This window comes from Alkaliphilus flagellatus (genome assembly GCF_018919215.1).
In the GTDB taxonomy this organism is placed as follows: domain Bacteria; phylum Bacillota; class Clostridia; order Peptostreptococcales; family Natronincolaceae; genus Alkaliphilus_B; species Alkaliphilus_B flagellatus.
Window position 1 is genome coordinate 841711 of the sequence record NZ_JAHLQK010000001.1, and the last position, 21516, is coordinate 863226.

Annotated in this window: 26 protein-coding genes, 1 tRNA gene, 1 pseudogene and 1 riboswitch; of the genes and pseudogenes, 23 read left to right on the forward strand and 5 right to left on the reverse strand. The window is 30.5% G+C overall.

From position 1 onward, the window contains the following. Positions 1 to 3: 3 nt before the first annotated feature. The 9 genes from KQI88_RS03865 (at position 4) to KQI88_RS03905 (ending at position 6146) form a co-directional block, all read left to right on the forward strand. Positions 4 to 561: an indolepyruvate oxidoreductase subunit beta gene (locus KQI88_RS03865; protein ID WP_246579102.1), complete on the forward strand. Its 558-nt coding sequence runs from the start codon at positions 4 to 6 to the stop codon at positions 559 to 561. Between the two features lie 149 nt (positions 562 to 710). Next, positions 711 to 1142: a PspC domain-containing protein gene (locus KQI88_RS03870; protein WP_216415017.1), complete on the forward strand. Its 432-nt coding sequence runs from the start codon at positions 711 to 713 to the stop codon at positions 1140 to 1142. 44 nt (positions 1143 to 1186) lie between these two features. Next, the gene (locus tag KQI88_RS03875; RefSeq protein ID WP_216415018.1) at positions 1187 to 2071 is read left to right on the forward strand and encodes a LiaI-LiaF-like domain-containing protein; all 885 of its coding nucleotides are present in this window, start codon (positions 1187 to 1189) and stop codon (positions 2069 to 2071) included. Positions 2072 to 2236: 165 nt separating this feature from the next. Next, entirely contained in the window at positions 2237 to 2767 is a 531-nt protein-coding gene (locus KQI88_RS03880; protein ID WP_216415019.1) for a YqiJ family protein, read from the forward strand. 107 nt (positions 2768 to 2874) lie between these two features. Further along, positions 2875 to 4317, forward strand: coding sequence for a flotillin family protein (locus KQI88_RS03885; RefSeq protein ID WP_216415020.1), 1443 nt, complete (start codon positions 2875 to 2877; stop codon positions 4315 to 4317). A 165-nt stretch (positions 4318 to 4482) separates the two neighbouring features. After that, positions 4483 to 4557 (forward strand) — tRNA-Thr (locus KQI88_RS03890). Positions 4558 to 4808: 251 nt separating this feature from the next. Beyond that, positions 4809 to 5030 carry a YdbC family protein gene (locus KQI88_RS03895; RefSeq protein WP_216415021.1) on the forward strand — a complete coding sequence of 74 codons (222 nt, stop codon included), beginning with the start codon at positions 4809 to 4811 and terminating at the stop codon, positions 5028 to 5030. A gap of 24 nt (positions 5031 to 5054) precedes the next feature. Beyond that, complete coding sequence (locus tag KQI88_RS03900; protein WP_216415022.1) at positions 5055 to 5819, forward strand: MBL fold metallo-hydrolase; 765 nt, start codon at positions 5055 to 5057, stop codon at positions 5817 to 5819. Between the two features lie 93 nt (positions 5820 to 5912). Continuing rightward, entirely contained in the window at positions 5913 to 6146 is a 234-nt protein-coding gene (locus KQI88_RS03905) for a hypothetical protein (RefSeq protein WP_216415023.1), read from the forward strand. Positions 6147 to 6208: 62 nt separating this feature from the next. Here the strand turns inward: KQI88_RS03905 and KQI88_RS03910 are convergent, their stop codons facing one another. Further along, positions 6209 to 6469, reverse strand: coding sequence for a hypothetical protein (locus KQI88_RS03910; RefSeq protein WP_216415024.1), 261 nt, complete (start codon positions 6467 to 6469; stop codon positions 6209 to 6211). 104 nt (positions 6470 to 6573) lie between these two features. Between KQI88_RS03910 and KQI88_RS03915 the strand changes: the two are divergent. The 9 genes and pseudogenes from KQI88_RS03915 to KQI88_RS03955 form a co-directional block, all read left to right on the forward strand. Next, a pseudogene (locus KQI88_RS03915) lies at positions 6574 to 6930 on the forward strand (GNAT family N-acetyltransferase); the annotation flags it as partial. Positions 6931 to 7091: 161 nt separating this feature from the next. After that, the gene (locus tag KQI88_RS03920) at positions 7092 to 7277 is read left to right on the forward strand and encodes a hypothetical protein (protein ID WP_216415025.1); all 186 of its coding nucleotides are present in this window, start codon (positions 7092 to 7094) and stop codon (positions 7275 to 7277) included. A 50-nt stretch (positions 7278 to 7327) separates the two neighbouring features. Beyond that, the gene (gene ybaK, locus KQI88_RS03925) at positions 7328 to 7813 is read left to right on the forward strand and encodes a Cys-tRNA(Pro) deacylase (protein WP_216415026.1); all 486 of its coding nucleotides are present in this window, start codon (positions 7328 to 7330) and stop codon (positions 7811 to 7813) included. Between the two features lies 1 nt (position 7814). Then, positions 7815 to 8021 carry a hypothetical protein gene (locus tag KQI88_RS03930; RefSeq protein ID WP_216415027.1) on the forward strand — a complete coding sequence of 69 codons (207 nt, stop codon included), beginning with the start codon at positions 7815 to 7817 and terminating at the stop codon, positions 8019 to 8021. A gap of 7 nt (positions 8022 to 8028) precedes the next feature. Then, the gene (locus KQI88_RS03935; RefSeq protein WP_246579104.1) at positions 8029 to 8379 is read left to right on the forward strand and encodes a hypothetical protein; all 351 of its coding nucleotides are present in this window, start codon (positions 8029 to 8031) and stop codon (positions 8377 to 8379) included. Positions 8380 to 8562: 183 nt separating this feature from the next. After that, positions 8563 to 8649: riboswitch (cyclic di-GMP riboswitch) on the forward strand. 98 nt (positions 8650 to 8747) lie between these two features. Further along, positions 8748 to 9752 carry a ketoacyl-ACP synthase III gene (locus KQI88_RS03940; protein WP_216415029.1) on the forward strand — a complete coding sequence of 335 codons (1005 nt, stop codon included), beginning with the start codon at positions 8748 to 8750 and terminating at the stop codon, positions 9750 to 9752. Positions 9753 to 9784: 32 nt separating this feature from the next. Next, the gene (locus KQI88_RS03945; protein ID WP_216415030.1) at positions 9785 to 11317 is read left to right on the forward strand and encodes a methyl-accepting chemotaxis protein; all 1533 of its coding nucleotides are present in this window, start codon (positions 9785 to 9787) and stop codon (positions 11315 to 11317) included. Between the two features lie 145 nt (positions 11318 to 11462). Further along, complete coding sequence (locus KQI88_RS03950) at positions 11463 to 12731, forward strand: ComEC/Rec2 family competence protein (protein ID WP_216415031.1); 1269 nt, start codon at positions 11463 to 11465, stop codon at positions 12729 to 12731. A gap of 20 nt (positions 12732 to 12751) precedes the next feature. Then, on the forward strand, positions 12752 to 12961 hold the full coding sequence (locus KQI88_RS03955) for a DUF3006 domain-containing protein (protein WP_216415032.1): 210 nt from the start codon (positions 12752 to 12754) through the stop codon (positions 12959 to 12961). Between the two features lie 123 nt (positions 12962 to 13084). Here the strand turns inward: KQI88_RS03955 and KQI88_RS03960 are convergent, their stop codons facing one another. Further along, on the reverse strand, positions 13085 to 14392 hold the full coding sequence (locus tag KQI88_RS03960) for a M56 family metallopeptidase (protein WP_216415033.1): 1308 nt from the start codon (positions 14390 to 14392) through the stop codon (positions 13085 to 13087). Beyond that, complete coding sequence (locus KQI88_RS03965) at positions 14385 to 14777, reverse strand: BlaI/MecI/CopY family transcriptional regulator (protein ID WP_216415034.1); 393 nt, start codon at positions 14775 to 14777, stop codon at positions 14385 to 14387. The genes KQI88_RS03960 and KQI88_RS03965 overlap by 8 nt, the downstream gene beginning before the upstream one ends. A gap of 360 nt (positions 14778 to 15137) precedes the next feature. On the opposite strand from KQI88_RS03965, the gene KQI88_RS03970 reads away from it, so the two are divergent. The 4 genes from KQI88_RS03970 (at position 15138) to KQI88_RS03985 (ending at position 19011) form a co-directional block, all read left to right on the forward strand. Continuing rightward, positions 15138 to 15479, forward strand: coding sequence for a zinc ribbon domain-containing protein YjdM (locus KQI88_RS03970; RefSeq protein ID WP_216415035.1), 342 nt, complete (start codon positions 15138 to 15140; stop codon positions 15477 to 15479). Between the two features lie 130 nt (positions 15480 to 15609). Continuing rightward, positions 15610 to 16227: a histidine phosphatase family protein gene (locus tag KQI88_RS03975; protein WP_216415036.1), complete on the forward strand. Its 618-nt coding sequence runs from the start codon at positions 15610 to 15612 to the stop codon at positions 16225 to 16227. 183 nt (positions 16228 to 16410) lie between these two features. After that, positions 16411 to 17154 carry a SagB/ThcOx family dehydrogenase gene (locus KQI88_RS03980; protein WP_216415037.1) on the forward strand — a complete coding sequence of 248 codons (744 nt, stop codon included), beginning with the start codon at positions 16411 to 16413 and terminating at the stop codon, positions 17152 to 17154. A gap of 78 nt (positions 17155 to 17232) precedes the next feature. Continuing rightward, positions 17233 to 19011, forward strand: coding sequence for an aminopeptidase P family protein (locus tag KQI88_RS03985; RefSeq protein WP_216415038.1), 1779 nt, complete (start codon positions 17233 to 17235; stop codon positions 19009 to 19011). Between the two features lie 77 nt (positions 19012 to 19088). Here the strand turns inward: KQI88_RS03985 and KQI88_RS03990 are convergent, their stop codons facing one another. Continuing rightward, entirely contained in the window at positions 19089 to 19916 is an 828-nt protein-coding gene (locus tag KQI88_RS03990; RefSeq protein ID WP_216415039.1) for an MBL fold metallo-hydrolase, read from the reverse strand. Between the two features lie 44 nt (positions 19917 to 19960). After that, complete coding sequence (locus KQI88_RS03995) at positions 19961 to 20542, reverse strand: YusW family protein (protein WP_216415040.1); 582 nt, start codon at positions 20540 to 20542, stop codon at positions 19961 to 19963. A gap of 242 nt (positions 20543 to 20784) precedes the next feature. Between KQI88_RS03995 and KQI88_RS04000 the strand changes: the two genes are divergently transcribed. After that, positions 20785 to 21396: a DNA-3-methyladenine glycosylase gene (locus tag KQI88_RS04000; protein WP_216415041.1), complete on the forward strand. Its 612-nt coding sequence runs from the start codon at positions 20785 to 20787 to the stop codon at positions 21394 to 21396. Positions 21397 to 21516: the final 120 nt, after the last annotated feature.

The following is a 21516-nucleotide window of genomic DNA, read 5'->3' on the forward strand; positions in this document are numbered from 1 at the left end:
ATTATGTTCGCAGGTGTAGGAGGTCAAGGACTCATCCTCATGACAAGGATTACTTCTCAAGCTGCAATGTTAGACGGTTTTGATATTAAGAGTAATGATGTTGTTGGACTATCTCAAAGAGGTGGTATGGTTTGGGGCAATGTTAGAATAGGAGATAAGATTTTTTCACCTAATATTCCTCCAGGAGAAGGGGATATTTTAGTAGCAATGGAGCCTTTAGAGGCTCTTAGATGGAGTTCTAACTTGAAGGATAATGCTGTAGTAATTGAAAATAGTAAAAGATTTTATCCTACAATAGTACAGCAAGAAAAAAGTGAATATCCAGAAGAAGATATAGAAAACTTGAAATCTAAATATAAAGTAATTGAAATAAATGCCTTCGAAGAAGCAAAGAATTTAGGTAAAAAGCAAGTAGCTAACGTAATGCTACTTGGCATATTAGCCCAGTATTTAGATATAAAAATAGATACTTGGAAACAAGTAATAAAGGATAATGTACCAAAGAAGGCTATTGATCTAAATATGGAAGCCTTTAATCTGGGATATAACTATAAAATATAGGTATTGCATAAAAAAGCGACGGACTATTATGTCGCTTTTTTAAATTAAATTATATTTAAATACACAAAAAAGAATATTTTGTGTATTATTAATATAGAGATGAAATAAGCTTTTATTAATTACATTTTAACCTTAGAGGGGGAAAAGTTATGCAAAAACGTTTGTATCTTTCTAAAACTGATAAAAAAATTGAAGGTGTATGTGGTGGAATAGCTGAGTATTTTGAAATAGATTCCACTATTGTTAGGCTACTTTGGCTAGTTGCCGTATTCGCTTTTGGTACAGGAATATTGCTTTATATTATTGCAGCAATAATGATACCAAAACGGGAAGAGGTTGAAGGAACCGTAAACTTAAATAAGGATTCTGATGGTGTCTATAAACAGGCAAACAAAACATTTAACAAAGATTTTGATGAAGAGAAAAATAAAAAATTCTTAGGCTATGCACTTATTATAATTGGAGCTATATTATTTAGTAAAAGATTTTCATTTTTTAGTTGGTTAAGCTTTAAGTTTTTATTTCCACTTTTACTAATTGGAGCTGGAATATTCGTATTAGGTAAGAATATTAGAAAATAAATGAACCCTTGAAGCAACATACCATTATTGAAAGAGGTGAAAGTATGAATAGTAGAAACTTAATTAATGGTCTTATTTTAATTGCAATAGGCATTCTATTTCTTTTGGTAAATCTAGGTTATATTAGTTTTGCTGTATTATTTAGCATTTTTGATCTATGGCCATTAATACTTATTGTAGTAGGAATCAATATTTTATTTAAGAAAAAGCCCATTATTTCATTCATAACATGGACACTATTCTTTATAATTCTAATTTTCTATGGCGCTTTTTATGAAGGAAGAAATATTGTGGGAATTAGCACTGGACATAATGCCAATTTCATAAAGCCTTCAGAAACTTTATATGGAGAGCTTAGTTTGGATATAGGAGCTGCTAAAGTTAATATAGGATCAGATGAAAAAAATCTTTTAAGTTTTAGTTCACAAGGTGCTGAGTTAGATTATAGAGATATGTACAGAAATAATAAAGAAATTGCGGTTTTTAGTTTTGAAAATAAACACCATAATGTAGTTAATTTTAATAACAAAGGTAGCCGCTATGATTTTAATTTGAGCAAGGATGTAATATGGGATTTAGATATTGACTTAGGTGCTATTTCCGGAAAACTTAATCTTGAGGATATACCAGTCAGATCGGTTAATGTAGATGCAGGAGCGGGAAATTTAGATATTATTTTAGGAAGTAAACACAATAAGTCAAATATTGAAATTGATTCGGGTGCATCCAAGTTGACTATAGTGATTCCAAAGGATGCAGGAATAAAATTGAAGCTAGATAGCCCACTAAGCAAGACTAATGTAAATGACTTAAACTTAACTAAGTCAGGAGATTATTATATATCATCTAACTATGATGAAGCTAGTACAAAGCTAGAATTTGATATTAATATTGGTGTTGGTAAAATAGATTTTAAAATTAAAGAGTAATATTTAAAAGACTGGTTAACAAACCAGTCTTTTTGCATATGTTATAAAGAGTATATAAATTTAACAAAAAAGTTAATTTTAGGAGGATTTTATTGATTTAATGTGGAAGAGTACAGTATAGAGAGCATGAAGTAACAATATAGTTTTAAACAAGGAGTGATAAAATTGTTAAGACTATTTCAGATATGTTTTTATACAGGAGTATTATTTACTATTGTTTCTTTTTTAATGGGGCAACTATTTGATTTTTTAAATTTCGATGGTGATTTAGATATGGATGGTGATATTTGGGGATTATCGATATCGCCTTTAAAGCCGATTATTATGATGTCCTTTATTACGACTTTAGGTGGTATAGGAATTATTACTATAGATAAAGGATTTAATGCTTTAACATCTTTTATTATTGCTTTATCAGTTGCTTTAATGGTTTCAGTTGTTTTACATAAATTTGTAGTAACTCCACTATATAAGGCACAAAACACAAGCGCTGTTTCTCAGGAAGAATTAATAGGGCATGTAGCAAAAACTAGGATAAATATTATTGGAGATAGCTTTGGAAGTATCACATATGTAGCTAATGGCAATACTTATTCTTCTCCTGCTAAATCTATAGATGGTATAGATATTTACCAAGGTGAAGAAGTTAAAATTGTTAATATTGAAAGAAATATTTTTTACGTTGTTAGACTGTAGTCATTAATCTACATGGTGTTAATGCTGTATTTAGAATTAAATTATTAAAGGAAGGAGGAAAGATATTATCAATTTATAAAACAATAAACATTAAAGGAGGATATTTTATGGAGATGTTTTTTGTTCCGATTGCTATTGTAGGGGTCATTCTTCTGCTTATATTGAGCATATTGCTAATGTGGAGAAAAGTTCCACAGGATAAGGCTGTAGTTATTACTGGTCTTAAAAAACGTGTAATTTCAGGAGGCGGGGGCTTTATAGTTCCCTTATTAGAAAGAACTGATATTATTTCCCTGGAAAACATGAAGATAGAAGTAAGAACCGATGGTGCTTTAACAGAACAAGGGGTAGATATAAAAGCCGACGGAGTTGCTGTATTAAAGGTTAAATCCGATATGGAGTCAATTCTTTCTGCTGTAGAGCAGTTTAATACAGGGGCAGAGAAAACAACTATTGATTTTATTAAAGATACAGCAAAGGATGTACTTGAAGGGAAGCTACGTGAAATTATTTCTAAAATGTCTGTAGAAGAGATATATAGAGATAGAGAAAAATTTGCTTCCCAGGTTCAAGAGGTTGCAGCTCTTGATTTAGCAGATATGGGACTAGAGATTAAGGCTTTTACAATTAGAGACATTAAAGATGATAATGGATACCTAGAAGCATTAGGTAAGAGTAGAATTGCGGAAGTAAAAAGAGATGCTGAAATTGCTGAAGCAGAAGCTAGTAAAGAAACTAAGGTTAAGACAGCGGAAGCTAATAGGCAAGGAGAACAAGCGAGGTTAGTTGCAGAGACCCAAATTGCTGAAGCTTCTAAAGAAAAAGAATTAAAGGTTCAATCCTATAGAAAAGATCAAGAAACGGAAAAAGCTAAGGCAGACCTTGCTTACGAAATCGAAGCAAGTAAAGTGCAACAGGAAGTTGAAAAGGAAAAAATGCAGGTTCAAATTGTTAGAAAGCAAAAAGAAATTGAACTGGCAGAACAAGAGGCTCTAAGACGCGAAAGAGAGCTTGAAGCCACGATTAAAAAGCAATCTGATGCGGAAAAATATAGTGCCCAAAAGAGAGCTGAAGCAGAAAGATATAGAGAAATACAAGATGCAGAGGCATCAGCAGAAGCTATCCGTTTAAGAGGTAAGGCTACAGCAGAAGCTAGAAGAGAAGAAGGTATGGCAGAGGTTGAAATTATTAGAGAAAAAGGTAAGGCAGAAGCCGAAGCCATGATGAAAAAAGCAGAGGCATTTAAGCAATATAACGATGCAGCTATTACTCAAATGATTATAGAAAAGCTACCTGAAATTGCTAAAGCAGTTGCAGAGCCATTATCTAAAACTGAGAAGATTGTTATTGTTGATTCAGGTAACGGTGGTGGTAAAGGTGCTGCAAAGGTATCTGGCTATGTTACAGATATTATGGCATCGCTACCAGAAACAGTTAATGCATTAACAGGAGTAGATTTATCCCAAGTTTTAAAGGGGAAGGACCTAGGGACATTTAATTTATCATCTAAAGACCAAACCATAGATCAAAATAATGACATAGCAGAATAAAGTTAATAAAAATTATAGTAATTTAAGTAAAAGGAGCGATTGTATAATCACTCCTTTTATTTACTATTATATATTAAATAAAGAGTATAATTACTCTTTACATAATTAATGTTTTGTTGTATAATCGTACAAGTAGGGCACTAGACCTAGAAAAACTAAAACTATGCTGATGTGGCTCAGGGGTAGAGCACTTCCTTGGTAAGGAAGAGGTCGGCGGTTCGATTCCGCTCATCAGCTCCATAGAAATCTTATAAAATGCCGCTTCTAGAAGGATCTAGGGGTGGTGTTTTTTTATGTAAAGATAAAAGTGTGCCAATTGTGTGCCACTTTTTTTAGTTAATAGATATTTATAAAAAATATATTTAACTATGTATGAAATGATATTTTAATATATAACTGATATAATAGTGTTATTCTTTATAAATTTAAATAAAAAAGATAACATCATTTAAGAAACCAAGTGATAATAATCTATATGGGAGTTGATAATAATGGCAGAAATAAAATACGAGATTAAAGAAAATATAGGTGTTTTATCTGAAAGCAATAAAGGCTGGACAAAGGAGCTAAATCTTATTAGCTGGAACGGACGAGAAGCTAAATTCGATATTAGAGAATGGGACCCAGAACATATAAAAATGGGAAAAGGTCTTACACTTAGTAAAGAGGAATTAAAGAAGTTAAGAGATATATTAAATAATATGGATTTATAATTATGAAGTTGAGGAGCACTGATTGTGGATAATTCAAAAAGTATAACTTATGTATCTAATGCAGGTGTTTTAATCAATATTAATAATAAGAAGATATTAATAGATGGTTTGTGTATTTCTAAAATACGCATCTATAAGAGCACACCTGTAGAAATTAGAGAAAAAATAATAAATGGCATTTCTCCTTTTGATAATATAGATATTATGCTAATAACTCATCAACATAGTGATCATTTTGATGCTAACTTAATATGTAGTTTTTTAGAAAAAAGTCCTAATACAACTGTCATATCGACAAGCAAAGTTGTTTCTGGCATAAGATACTGCATGTCTAATACTAGGTCTATTAATTTAGTTGAGTTGGACCCTTTATTTCACTGTAGTGAGAGAATTAAGATAAATGGGGTAGAAATTCAAGCAATATCAATGATTCATGAAGGAAAAGATTGTGTAGATGTAAATAATCTAGCTTTTCTTATAGAATATGGTGTAAAAATACTACATCTAGGCGATGCTGCTCCAGTTAAAGAAAATTTTGAATCACTTAATCTTAAACAACATAAAATAGATGCGTTAATTGTAAATTTCCCTTATGTAAGTATTCCTAGGGCTAGGGAAATCATTAAGAATTATACTGATACACAAAAAATATTAGTAGTACATCTACCCTATAAAGAATTAGATAAGTTTAACTGGATAAGAGTTGCAAAGAAAAGTTATGAACGTAATAAGGATAGTTTTATTCAAACTATATTTATGGGAGAGATAGGAATGACTATCAATTTATAAAAATATATAAATAAATATATTTGCATAATTTTATTTATTATAAAATATTTTTTTGATAGAATATACATCAGATAAATTTTAAGGAGGATATTTATGGATCAAGGACAAGAACTATTTTTAGGGTATATTTTAGAAAGAGTACAAGAAGATAAAGTTGAGGAAGCAAAGGCATTGTTTTTAGAAAACTTTAAAAAACTAACAGAGGGCAATTTTACTCAGGAAGATATTGTGATGCTTATTCCTAAAGCAATGGCCCTATTAAAACCAGATAAGGTAGAAGAAGTACTAGCAGTTATGAATGAGTTTGCTGGAGACCTAAAAAAATAATAATATGGATTTATAAATAGCAAAGTATAAAAGGATAAAGGATTTGCTTTTTTTATTTAGCATCACCCTTTATCCTTATTTTTACCATATTTAATTATATATATTTCCTTAATTAATGATCCTATATCTTTAATACTACTATATCTTACCATACCTTCACAACTAACAATCCCAAAGATATAACAGACAGCTGTAAAGGGTTTATAATATATTTTATTAAGTAGATATGCCGAGGCACCATATAATAAAATAGCTATTGCCAATGATGATGTAAGAACTTTAAATATTAAAACTTTTTTATCTAAATCAGTTTTTAATACCATTCTTAGATATTTTTCCATGGGTTGACAATAGCAAGACAGTAGAAGATACGAGAATATTTATAGAAATGGGTAAAAAATAATTTGCATCAAATAATGGATTCCAGGCAGGGATATGGTATAAGCAAAACCTAGCAGGTATAATTGGTTGCCATGGAATGAATTTTGCGAATAGGTCAACAAGCATAGGTTATTGGCTTGGAGAAGGGTATCAAGGTAAAGGAATAATGACAAAAGCAACTAAGGCATTGGTAGAGTATTTATTAGTAGAATTGAATCTTAATAGAGTGGAAATTAGATGTGCTGAAAATAACTACAAGAGTAGAGCTATTCCTGAAAGATTAGGATTTACTAATGAAGGAACTTTAAGGGAGACAGAATGGCTTTATGACCATTATGTAGATCATGTTGTTTATGGTATGTTAGCTAGACAGTGGAAAGATATTAGGAATACTCAGGTATAGGAAGTATGTAAGAGTTTAATTGTTTATAAAGTCGTAAAAGATGTAAAATCCAAAGTAAGGATTTTATAGAATATATGGCATAGGATTAAAAATATGACTTAGGTTTTAATTAGCTTATACTTTGTTCATAATGAATAATTAGTAAATTTGGGAGGTGGATTATGTTTAAAATTGAGCGGATTAAATCATTTATACCATTCATAATGGGATTTATAGCCTATAATGTAGTAACAACCATCTTAAATTTACTTGGTAAAAATAAAGAAATAATTAAATATACCACTTTTATAATTATAATAATGCTATATATCATTATAAGTTTGTTGTACGAGAAGAATAATGCATAATATCTTTTAAAGGAGTAACAGATGAAAAATACGAAGTGAGGTGATGTTATATGATATATAAAACAAATGTAATGAGAATATTTGATAAAGCGAAAGTAGAATATAAAAGTCATAGTTATGCCAATACAAAAGCTATTAGTGGGATTGATGTTGCAAATGTTTTAAATCAGAATCCAAATCAAATGTTTAAAACACTTGTAACAGTAGGGAAAACAAATAAATATTATGTGTTCCTGGTTCCAGTTGCTGATGAACTGGATTTAAAAAAAGCAGCTGATAGTGTTAACGAAAAATCAATCGAAATGTTAAAATCAAAAGATTTATTCTCTATTACAGGATACATACATGGAGGATGCTCCCCTATTGGTATGAAAAAAAGTTTCTATACTACGATTGATGAGTCGGCACGTAATTTTGAAACAATCATATTTAGTGCTGGCAAAATTGGGTATCAGGTTGAGATAAGCCTTGAAGAATTAAAAAAGGTTATTAGCTTTAATTTAGCTTATATTGTTTATTTGAAAAAGGAACAATAAAATGAGTATAATCTTTATACATGGATATATCACATTATTTATATATTGTGAAGAAGTAAAAGCTGCTACTTGTTTCGTAGTATCATTTAAAGACGTAACAGCTCTAAAAAGTACAATAGATGTAAACTTTTCAACAATGATAAGTATAAGTGATTATGTATTTGTAGAGTTTGATGAAAAAAAGACTATTTTATATCAGGAAGGTTGATAATAATATGCCTTGTGTTGCTCAATTCGGTATTATAGATAAGTTTGAAAAGAATAAAGACTATTCATCTGATTATGAACCCCGAAAATATAACTGTGTTGCCATTGATGATGATATTTTGAACGATTGGTGGGAAGAATTAACCTTTATGAAAACTTACTTTCATTGCTATAGTAGACCAAATTTTGCACTTGCAAGATATGGCGTTACTATTATACCTCCAGAATCATTAGAAACTTTTTATAACATTGTTTCAAAAGATATAAGATCCAAATTATCAGAAGAATTGATTAATTTAATGGTATTGCTAAGAACGGCAATATCATTAAATAAATATGTTATACACTATGGTGTATGAACTTATTACTAAATTTGTATCATCTTTTTTAGTCGTATTAAATGAAAATGTGTAAGGTGGTATTTTTTTATTTTACTATTTTTAGCTAATTTACGATAATTTTTTACAATATAGTAATATGGTAATATAGTAATATAATGTAAAGTATGATATTATATTAAAAATAAGATACATATACAAAATACTTATAAATGGCAAACTTACTGAAAGGTAAGGACGCAAAGCCATGGATCTAAAGAAAATTTTTTCTATGATTGCCAGGTTGCTAAGTTAAAAGCTATTACAAATAGATGGCCTAGCTTAGGTATGTCTATTTTTTTTATATTTATAGGTTTAATTATCAAAATAATTCAATAGGGGGCAAGGATATGCGCAAAAATGTACATATCGTTGGAGTAGGGACATATCATCCAACAAAAGAGGTAAGTAACGAATTTATTATTAATCATTTTAAAGAATATGGTAATGAAGATCATGTAGAAAACTTGCTTAATAAGTTAGGTAGAAAAACCAGAAAGCAGACATTAGGAAATGAAAATAGTATCGATATGGGGGTTAAGGCTGCAGAAAAAGCTTTAACAGATGCAGGGCTTAATCCTGAGGATATTGATATGATCATATCAGCAACAGATACCCCTGAATATTTAATGCCCACATGTGCATTGATTATCAGAAATAAGTTAAAAGCTAAAAATGCATCTAGTGTGTTTGATATGAATAATAATTGTGTAGGCATGGTTAATGCAATGGATGTAGCAAGTCGATATTTAAAAACAGATGAAAAATATAAGAGAGTTTTAGTTGTTGGATCTGTATTAGTTAGTCCTTTTGCACGAGAAGATGACATGGTTACCTACTCCATCGTAGGAGATGGTGCTGCTGCAGTTATATTAGAAGTGAGAGAAGAGGAAGAAATAAGAGGTATGCTAGGCTCTAGAATGTATACTGATGATGACTATAATAACACCATAAGATTTCCGACTTGTGGTTTATTAAATATTTCGAAGGATAGTTTAACTTCCTATCATAGGAAAATGGAATGGATACCTTTTGATTTTAGCTTCCTTGCTGATAAATGGTCAGAACTAATAATCAAATTACTAGAAGAATATAATTACCAACCAAGAGATGTTTCCCATTATTTTATGTCACAATTTTCAAAGGAGGATATAAAAGTTACCTTAGAAAAATTAGGGGCAAAAATGAGACAAGCTACTTTTGTTGCGGATAAATATGGTTATAACGGCAGCGCCAGTCCTATTATAGCATTAAATGATAGACTGAAAAAAGAAGCCTTTAAAAAAGATGAGATTATTATATTTTGCTCTGTTGCAGCAGGATATACTATGGAAGCTTTGCTCTATAAATGGTAATAGAGCAAAGTGACACTCAGAAAGGAGATATTATGTTAAATAATACAAATACAATTGTTGATTATCAGAAAAAAACACTGAAGGTTGTATTAATTATTTATTCGATTAGTGGATTCATGGCTATGCTAGCTTTTTCTTTGATGAAATATCTTGGACTATATGATTCAATTCAATGGGGATCTCTTGGTATATTTGGTATATTAATTACCATAGAAACTATTCTTTTTTTTATTCTGCATAAAAGAACAGTCGTTAATGAAAATTTTAACGAGAAAATCTTTAAGCAGTTAAAGGTATTGATATTTATATTAACTTTTGTGAATTATCTTTACTTAGTATTTATGGTTCCATCTAAGGAGCTTTGGATGAGTGTATTTTATTTTATTATATTAGGTGCTTTATTTTTAGATCTTAAACTAAATATTGCCTTTATTGTTACCGGCATGCTATGCCAGGTTATAATATTTAAATTGTATCCAATTGCTTTACCGGGACAAGAAGTTTTTCTGCAAGAGATGATTATAAGAATAATTGTGATTACTCTTACTTCATTTGGAATTTTCATCTTTACTTTTTTCGCTTCAAGACTACTAAATGAAATTGAAAAAAATGAAGAAGACCTTAGAAATAATAATAAAAAAACACTACATATTCTTGAGAAAACTGCACATTTTGCTAATACTTTATTAGATGCAAGTGATATGGTATCATCTATTGCTGAAGAAGAAAGTAGTTCTATGCAAGAGATAGCGTATACTAGTCAACAGGTGTTAAACTCAAATAATGAGATATTGGATAAATCTAAAGAAAATAATAACAGCCTTCAAAATTTATTAGAAGGAACCGAGATAATTTCAAGTGAGCTAAAAAACACTGAAAATTCATCCTTGGCACTGATGGCCTTATCCAGTGAAAATGAAAAATCTTTAAATGAAGCACTAAAAATGATGGATAACACGAAAGAAAGTATCGCATTTACATTTGATGTGGCTAAAAAACTAAAGGATAAAGCTAAAAAAGTAGATGAAATTCTATTAATTATTGGTAATATTGCGGAGCAAACAAATCTATTGGCATTAAATGCATCTATTGAAGCAGCAAGGGCTGGAGAATTAGGTAAAGGATTTGCAGTTGTTGCTAATGAAATTAGAAAACTAGCTGAAAATACAAAACAATCATTAGATGATGTTGTAGGGATTACAGATGAGCTTAAGACCAATATTGTAGATATAGAGGATTTAATGACTAATAATAATGAACAAATCATCAATAGCGATAATGCTATTGATCACACAGTAGAGAATGTAAAGAGTATGATAGATGACCTTAAAAGCTTTACAAAGTCAATAGTGGATATTAATACCATTATAAATAAACAACTTGAAGAAACAAGAAATATTGTAGGGTTTAATGAAAGAATATATGGTATAACAGAAAGTGCTATCAATGAATTCAATCACTTGAGTCAATCATTTAAACAAAGTGCTGCTATGAGTCAAGAACTATCAGCTAATGCTGAAAATTTAAATGGTATTGCATTACAAATGAATGAATTGATTAAATAAAAATATTTTAAAATACCACTTCTACAAGGATCTAGGGGTGGTGTCTTTTTATTTGATTTACCAAGTTTCTTTAGTGAAAATTTGTACTTGTTAGAAAAAAGGTATAATATAATTAGGTAATATAAAACATCTAAGGAGGGCTAATATGTTTGTAAAGAAGAAAGTTAGTTTGATATTAATAATCTCTATGATTATCATATTACTATTTGGTTGTGCAGAAGCTGGTAAAAGTCCAATAGCAAAAGAGGAAGAGGTATCCCCTAAAGTTGTTGATGGTGAAGAATCAGTAGGTTTAAAAGTTCACTTTATTGACGTTGGGCAGGGAAGTTCAGCTTTTATTGTTGGAGCAGATGGTAAAACAATGCTTTATGATGCAGGTGGAGATGACGAGAATTCAGGAAGAATTATTGTTGATTACATTAAAGAGATCGGATATGAACATATTGATGTAGCTGTATTCACTCATCCCCATGCAGATCATATTAATGGAGCGCCTACGGTGTTTAAAGAATTAAAAGTAGGTTCAGTATATTACCCTAAAGCTACTCATACTACAAGAACCTTTGAGAACTTTGTAGAGGCAGTTAGCAAGGCAGGACTTAAATTTAAAACTGCTAAAGCTGGAGTTGAAATACCCTTTGGAGAAACAAATGCTGTTTTAGTAGCACCAATATCTGAGCAATATGAAAACTTAAACGATTATAGTGCAACAGTTAAGCTTACATGGGAGGATACCTCTGTATTGTTAACTGGTGATATAGAAAAAACATCTGAAAATGAGATGATAGGTAGTAAACAAGATTTGGATATAGATTTATTATTTGTGCCACATCATGGATCAAATTCTTCTACAACAGATGGGTTTTTAGATAAAACAACACCCGATTATGCAGTGATATCCTCTGGGAAGGATAATTCCTATGGACATCCGCACCGTGAAGTAGTAAATCGTCTTAACAAAAAAAATATTAAAATATACAATACAGCTGAAGTTGGTACTGTAATTGCTACATTAGATGGAGAAAAAATTGAGATTGATACTGTTGGAAAGAAACATGTAAATGATCAAGGGAGTAATAAAAATGGAAGTAGTAATAAAGTAGCAAATGATAAGATTGAGATGTTAGATGTAGCAGCATCAATCAGCGACCCTAAGCCAAAGCAAAATTCGAGTGTAGTTTTAACTGCTAAAGTAACTTCAGATGGTAAGCCAGTTGAGGGTGCTAAAGTAAAAATACTGAACCATTATAAATCTAAAACAACTCCATATGAGGGAGTAACTGATAAAAATGGGGTAGCAGAAATATCATATGAAATTGGTAGAGCAAGTATTGACTTTGAGGTAAAGGTAGATGTTACAGTCGTAAAGGATAATTTAGAAACAAAAACTCAAGTATCGTTTACACCACAGTAAAAAGGAGATGGGGAAAACTTATGATTATATTAGATAGATTTGAAGGGGATTATGCAGTTATTGAAATAGATGGAGAAATGGTAGATGTAGAAAGGTGTCTAGTAGATGAGGAAGTAAAAGAAGGAGATGTCTTAACTATAATAGATGGAATATACTATAGAGATGATCAAGCTACTAAAAAGAGAAAGCAATATATAGAAGATAAATTTAAGGATATGTGGGAAGATTAGTTTGCTATCTGAGATCGAGGACACTCGGTCTTTTTTATTGCTATATTGGAGTGTTGTTTTTAGCACAATAAAGGTAACCTCAACGGGTTACCTTTACTCCATTATAGAACTACAAAGATATTATTATCTCCAGCCTGTTAATTCTGTAAACTCATCTTTAGTAATCTCGTAAATTTTTTCTATCTCACCGTTAGAATTCCTTTCTACATTTAAGAATATACCAACACCTAGAGCATTACTATTTTGTAAAAGTTTTCTACCGTCTTCATCATATAGTATCCAAATTTCTTTATCGCCAAAATAAAAACTGTTTTCTTTTTCATTAAAGCTGATGTCATTTTTACCTACATACTGATAAAAGTAATTGTGAAATTTATCAGGATATATACTTTGAGTAACAAATTCCATTACATAATCATCATAATTAATATCATTTGTTTTTTCATTATGATTATTAAATGCAAAAACTACACCTGAAAAAGTTGTTATTACCATTACTAAACTTAAAACGATTAACCCAGTTTTTCTCTTTTTTGTATTTACTATATTTTGAAATCTTCTTTTCATATTATGAGCACCTCCATAAAAATTTGTGGAAAACACTGTATAAATATTTGAGTTCTGAATAATTATCTTCATAATAGTTTCTGCATAAATTTTTCTACTTTTTAAATCACTCCTTTGCAGTACCTTTTCATCACATGAAGCCTCAAGATCATAATTTGCCCGTTTCACCATTATGTAAATAATAGGATTAAACCAGTGAAGCGCATTTGCGATCGTAAGTAGTAGCTTATACCAAATATCATGTCTTTTATAATGTATAAGCTCGTGCTGGAGAATAAATCTTAATTCCATTGCATCAAAATCTTTTATAGGCAATACAATCATAGGTTTTATAAATCCTATAAGCATTGGACTTTTTATGTTGTGGCATTTAAATATTTTTATTTTACTGTCAATATTAAGTTCACTACATATATCACTCAATATAGCTTTTATTTCATCTGATATTACGGGACTGCGCCAACGATCTAAATTTTTCTTATAGATAAAATAGGATACTATGTTAAATACTAAAAATATTACGGCTCCTAGAAGCCATGCAGATATTATTACAGAATCTGTAAGAGTATAAGTATTTGTAATATTTTCTATGCTTTTTTCTGCAAAAACATTTGGAGTAACAGACGCTGTATTTAAAATAGGTTTTTGTAGATTAGTTTGTGGCAATAGTACACTTACTATTGGTGATGAAGTAGCGATATTAAAAGGTATTATAAGCCTTAAAGATATAATCAGCCACATTAAATATTTAAATTTTGAAGTATACTTTTTATCAAATACTTTTGAAAGTAATAAAAGTATTAATATAATAAATGACATAGAAACAGTTATTTCCATTATGCTAAAAAACATGTTACTAATCATCTTTATCAGCCTTTCTGATTATATCAGCTATCTCATCAATGTCATCTTTTGTTATTGTTTTATTTTCTACTAAAGTTGCAATTAGATTTTTGAAAGAATTCTCATGCATGCGCTCGATAAATGTTTTGGTCTCATATCTTTTGTATTCATCTTCGGATACTATGGCTTTGTAGAAGTTAAAGCGTTTTTCCTTTACAAGTTCTACAAAGCTCTTATTTGTAAGTCGTGTCAGAAGAACTTGTACAGTCGATACACTCCAGTTCCTTTTATCTTTCAAAAGCTCTGTTATTTTTGATTTTGCCAAAGGTTTATCTGCATCCCATAAAACAAGCATTATATCGAGTTCTGCATCTGGAAGCCTTTCAAGTTTTTTGTTTTTTTTCATAGGTGATCACCTTTCATTTTGTAAATAATATATTACAATGACAATTGTCACTATAATTATAATTCGATACAATGACATTTGTCAATAGGCTATTTAAATATTTATTATAAGGCTAGAACAAATATTATAAATTTTAAGAGATATTGACTATATACTTAAAAAAAGAACTTCAAGGAGAGCTAGGAGAAAGGTTTGTCAATATGATAAAACTATGATAGTATATAAGCCGACAAGGCACTCCCTATAGGTTTTTTGTAAATTTCAATTTCCTGATTACTATTCTTACGAAGCTGTAAAAAGGAAATTGAAAATAATTTTTATATATTATAATTAACAATAAGGAATGGAGGAAATGAAATTATGTCTGATTTGCCAAATTGCCCAAAATGTAATTCAGAATACACTTACGAAGATGGAAGTCTTTTGGTTTGTCCAGAATGTGCACATGAGTGGACTTTAGAATCAGAAATCGGAAATAGTGAAGATAAAAAGATTATCAAAGATGCAAATGGAAATGTCTTAAATGATGGTGATTCTGTAACAGTAATCAAAGACCTTAAAGTAAAAGGAAGTTCATTAGTCGTAAAAATAGGTACAAAAGTAAAAAATATACGTTTGGTTGATGGAGATCATGATATTGATTGCAAAATTGACGGTTTTGGAGCTATGAAATTAAAATCTGAATTTGTTAAAAAGGCATAGATGCGGTTTTAATGCAACAGAGCCGTGGTCATAAAAGAAATAAAACAATTGTAGTAGTGAGATAGGTGTATTATAGATCATTTCTACATGATATAATATATTTAACTAATTAGGATATAGGAGGAACAAAATGTTGAATATATACTTAGTACGTCATGGGGAGACAGAATGGAATCTTGAAAGAAGGTTGCAGGGATGGCAGGACTCTAACCTAACAGAAAAAGGTATAGAAGATGCAAATGCCTTACATGATCATCTAATTGATATTAAATTTGATGCAATATACTCTAGTCCTAGTAAACGAGCCTTTAAAACTGCTGAAATTATAGCTGGAGAAAGAAAACTAGAGGTTATCGCTGACAATAACTTAAGAGAGATTTCTTTAGGAGATTGGGAAGGAAAAACTACTTTGGAGATTGAGCAATTGGATCTAAATGAGTATTATAACTTTTTGAAGGCTCCACATTTATATAATCGTAAAGATCTAGAGACATTCGCACAGGTACAAAATCGTGCGTTGAAAACAATAAATAAAATAGTAGAAGAGAAAAAAACAGGAAATGTTTTATTAGTAACCCATGCAATTACTTTAAAAACAATTATGACTTATTTTGAAAAACGCCCTTTAGCAAATCTATGGGATCCGCCATATATTCAAAATACAAGTGTAAGTCTAATACAGATTGAAAATGATCAACCTAATATTCTTCTATATGGAGATACTAGCCACATTGCTGCTGCTTACTAAAATAAGAAGTAAATAAAGATAAAATAGAAAAAAGATTACAATTACAAAATCAAGTTACTAATAGAGCCCGGTTGTTTGGGCTCTATTTAAATTTATTATACAAAAATAAGTAATATATAAAGGAGACATTAGTAAAATATAGAATAGTAATATAAGCTAATATATTTTAAAGGGGAGAATAATATGAGTAAGGGAATTGGAAAAGAATTTATGGAAAAAACAAAATATAAATACCTAGAAGAGTCTGACCAAGACAAGGGGTTGCCACAGCCACCTTTAGAACTAGGGTATGAGGCTAATTCAGTATTAATTGATTTGCCTCCTGTAGAAAATATAAATATCAAAAGTATAGACTTAAGAAAAGTCATAGAATCAAGAAAAAGTTTAAGGAAATATTCTAAAACTGCTTTAAATATAGAAGAACTTTCTTATTTACTATGGTCTACTCAAGGTGTAAAACAAGTGGTATCAAGACCTGCAACAATAAGAACTGTACCATCAGCAGGGGCAAGACATGCAATTGAAACTTATCTACTAATAAACAAAGTAGATGGAATAAACCCGGGATTATACCGATATATAGCTCTTTCACATAAATTAATGGAAGTAAATTTAGACCCTGAAATAGATGAAAAGATAAGTAATAGCTGTTTACGACAGGACTTTATTAAAAACAGTGCTGTAACTTTTATTTGGACTGCGGATGTTTACAGAATGAAGTGGAGATATGGTGAAAGGGGTTACAGGTATTTACATTTAGATGCAGGGCATATATGCCAAAACCTTTATTTATCAGCAGAAGCTATTGATAGTGGAGTATGTGCTATTGCCGCCTTTGATGATGATGAAATTAATGGTTTAATTGGGTTAGATGGTGAGAATCAGTTTGTCCTGTATGTTGCAACATTGGGTAAAACTATCTCCTAAACAAATAGTTGGAAATTTCATAGCCTGAATCTGAGTTAAATAATATAATTCTACATATTAATAAAGGGAGTTGAGAAAATGGACGTAAAAACAAGAATACAAAAATTAAGAGAGTTAATGGCTGAGAACGGAATTGATGCCTATATTGTGTCAAATTCAGATCCTCATCAAAGTGAATATATGGCAGAGCATTGGAAGGTTAGAAGTTGGATTTCAGGCTTCACTGGTTCTAATGGTACTGTAGTTATAACTAAGGATGACGCAGGGTTGTGGACTGATGGTAGATATTATATACAAGCTGAAAAACAGTTATCTGGATCAGGCATAAGACTTTTTAGAGCGGCTGAGCCTAATGTACCAAGTTATGTAGAATGGATATCAGATACTTTAAAAGAAGGTAGTTGTGTAGGATTTGATGGATGGGTTTTTAGTACTAATATAGCAAAGGAAATGGAAAAAAACTTTAAACAAAAAGGAATGGAAATTAATAAAGATATAAATCTATTAGACCGTATTTGGGAAGATAGACCTACAGTTTCTACAAAACCAGCTTTTAATCACGATGTAGAATTTGCTGGTAAGACTACTTTAGAAAAGCTAACAGAAGTAAGAAGAGAAATGAAAAAGAAGAGCGTAGATTACTATCTAATTAGTAGTCTTGATGACATAGCTTGGTTATTTAATATTAGAGGAAGTGATGTTAGAAATAATCCTGTTGTTGCTTCCTATGCTCTTATATCTATGGAATATGCTTATCTGTTTATAGATACAAAAAAAGCACCTCAAGAAGTACAGAAAATTTTAGAAGATAATAAAGTAGAAGTTAAGGATTACGAAAATATATTGCTAGAACTAAGAAAGCTAGATAATAATAAACGAATATTGTTAGACCCTAATAGAACTAGCATAAAAGTATATGATGCAATTCCTTCTAACTGTGTAAAGGTAGAAGAAACAGATATTACTACAAATCTAAAGGCTTTAAAAAATGATATAGAAATTGAAAGTTTGAAACGGTGTCAAGTTAGAGATGGAGTTGCTATGGTTAAGTTTCTATATTGGTTACATAGTAATATTGGTAAAATAGAGATTACAGAAATATCTGCAACTGAAAAACTTGAAAGCTTTAGAAAAGAGCAGAAGTATTTTGTAGAACCAAGCTTTAATACTATAGCAGCATATAAGGATCATGCAGCTATGATGCATTATAATGCTTATGAAAATGAAGAATATGAACTTAAAGCTGAAGGACTATTTTTAGTTGACTCAGGTGGGCAATATTTTGATGGAACTACTGATATAACTAGAACTATGGTTTTAGGTCCAATAAGTAAAGAAGAAAAAGAAGACTTTACTTTAGTATTAAAGGCTCATATAGCGCTTTGCAAAGCTAAATTTTTATATGGAGCAACAGGATCTAATTTAGATATTTTAGCTAGACAGCCTCTATGGGAAAGAGGAATTGACTATAAGTGTGGAACCGGACATGGAGTAGGATTCTTCCTAAATGTACATGAGGGACCACAACGTTTCCACCAAATACAAAATAATGCTCGATTAGAAAAGGGAATGATAATAACTAATGAACCTGGTATATATAGGGAAGATAAGCATGGTATAAGAACAGAAAATACACTTTTAGTAGTTGAAGATGAACTAACTGAATTTGGACAGTATATGAAGTTCGAGGTTATATCCGTGTGTCCAATTGATTTAGAAGGAATTGATACTAATTTACTTACAGAAAAAGAAATTGAGTGGATTAATGAATACCATAATAGAGTATATGAAACCTTATCACCATACTTAAATAAAGAAGAAGATATTTGGCTAAAAAATATTACAAGGGAAATATAATATCATAATAGAATTATTAAAAAGTAGAAGATCTCTAAAATATAAACACTATAGAGATTTTCTACTTTTATATAATACTACTCTACAAAACGCCCTTGATTAGGTACTGCAATTTCTTTAAAGTGATTTGCTAATACTTCTAAATGATGGTCTAAGTCTTTACCTTCTATAGGTTTTCCATGACTAGGAAGAACTATAGATGGATTTAAATTTTTAATACGATTTATAGATTTTTCAGCTGATTGCCAATCAGTAGTAAGATAAGCAGGTGGACCACTTATATGTTTACTTTGAGTCATTACAGAAAAAAGAGATTCTTGCTTCACTGTTGTGAAGGCATCACCAGCTATAATAACACCATCTTTTTCTCTAAATAAGCATATATGACCAGGTGAATGGCCAGGTGTGTGTATCCATTTCCAATCTTGCATAAAAGGAATGCTTCCATCAGACGGTAAAGATACAGCACGATGTTCTAGGTCTATACTCGTATGAGGAAAGGTTGTTGACATTTGAGCTATCATCCCTCCATCTACGGAAGGATCTGCTAATGGATAATCTTTTTGGCCTGTAATATAAGGAATTTCTAGCTCGTGAATATAAACTGGTACATCCCAAAGATTAGATAGTTTAATAACTGATCCAACATGATCAAAATGTCCATGGGTAAGAATAATCACCTTAGGCGGATTGTTTTTACCAAAACGCTTTTCTGCTGATTCTATAATTAAATCCGCGGAGTTTTCAAGACCAGTATCTACTAAAATCCATCCAGTATCTTTTGCTTTAGGATCTCCTATTATAAATGCATTTACAACTGTAAATTCCATGACTAATATATCATCCATAACTTGTTGGGTAGAAGAAGTCATTGCTGATAACCCTTCTACAATTTTATTACCCATTACAACACCTCCAATTGTATATAAACACTTTATTTAAGTCAGAATTATTCTTCATTAAACTCTATGTGTACTCTTTCGCCGGTTTCAAATACAAATTCCATATCGAACTCTACAACATCTTCACGTTTAATTTTTAGAGCAGATAATGTTCCGTCTATTATTTTATTTGGATTAGATATTGACGCTCCAGGTATTTGACTTAGTAGCTTCTCAATTTGTCTAGAGGCCTCTTCGTGATTTGCTTTTTCTGTTTTTCCATCGAATATTGTTTTTACTTTAGTTTCTTGATTATAAGGACCCTTTTTATACTTCATATCTAATTTATCATTATTTGCTAACTCCACATTTAATTCAAATTCGTTCAGTTGGTTTAGTGTAAATCCTACTTCAGAAGTTGGAGTAACAGGTTGAGGCTGATCGGGCATTATGTTATCTTTTGTCCTTTTATCGTTAACCGTAGCATCATTATCTACTTTAGGCTGTGTTGTATTTGTGTTATTTTGCATAGGTTCGGGACGCTTATTGGGATCTGATATATTAGGACGTTGAGCGGTGTTACAACCTGTAGTAGTTAGGGAAAATAGTAGCAATATTAAAAGTAGAAATGGTACTTTTTTTATTTTCAATTTTATATGCCTCCTAGTAATTTTTAGTTTGATAAATTATAGTTGTCTAATTAAAGTTATGACAAAGACCTTTAAAGTAATGAGTCTTAATCATTTTGCCTTTAACTTGTTAAATATATTATTTGACAGCAGAACATAATATATGTACCTACAATAGAAATAGAGTTTTTAAGAATATAGAAGGAATGAGGATAGAAAAAATAGAACATATAAGCAAGTATAATTTTGAAAGGAAAAATATTATGAAATTAAAAAGACAATTTTACAATAGAGCAACACTTGATGTTGCTAAAGATTTATTGGGAAAAAATCTTGTACATTATATTAATGGCGAAAGATTGGTGGGAAAAATTGTTGAAGTAGAGGCTTATATCGGAGCTATTGATAAGGCTGCTCATAGCTATAATAACAAAATAACCGAGAGAACTAAGGTTATGTTTGGACCTCCTGGATATGCCTATGTTTATTTAATTTATGGTATGTACAATTGTATGAATGTGGTTACTCAAATGGAAGGAGAAGCGGCAGCAGTTTTAATTAGGGCAGTGGAGCCTATAGAAGGCATAAATATAATGGCTCATAATAGATATGGTAAGTCTATAGAGGAGTTAACTAAAAAACAAATAATAAATTTAACAAGTGGACCTGGTAAGCTTTGTATGGCAATGGACATTACAAAGCTTAATAACAGCATGGATCTTTGTGGTGATATTTTATGGATTGAAGATAGTAATGAAAATAGTATATTCGAAGTTGTAACAACTACAAGAGTGAATATAGATTATGCAGAGGAAGCTATAGATTTTCCGTGGAGATTTTATATTAAAGACAATCCTTTTATATCAAAAAAATAGATATTTTAAGAAAAAACTTATACCAGTTAATACAATTAAAACTTTGTACGGAAAAGTTGTAGCTTTGTATAGAAAAAATGTATCTTTAGACAAAAAAATTGTAACTTCGTATAAAAAATA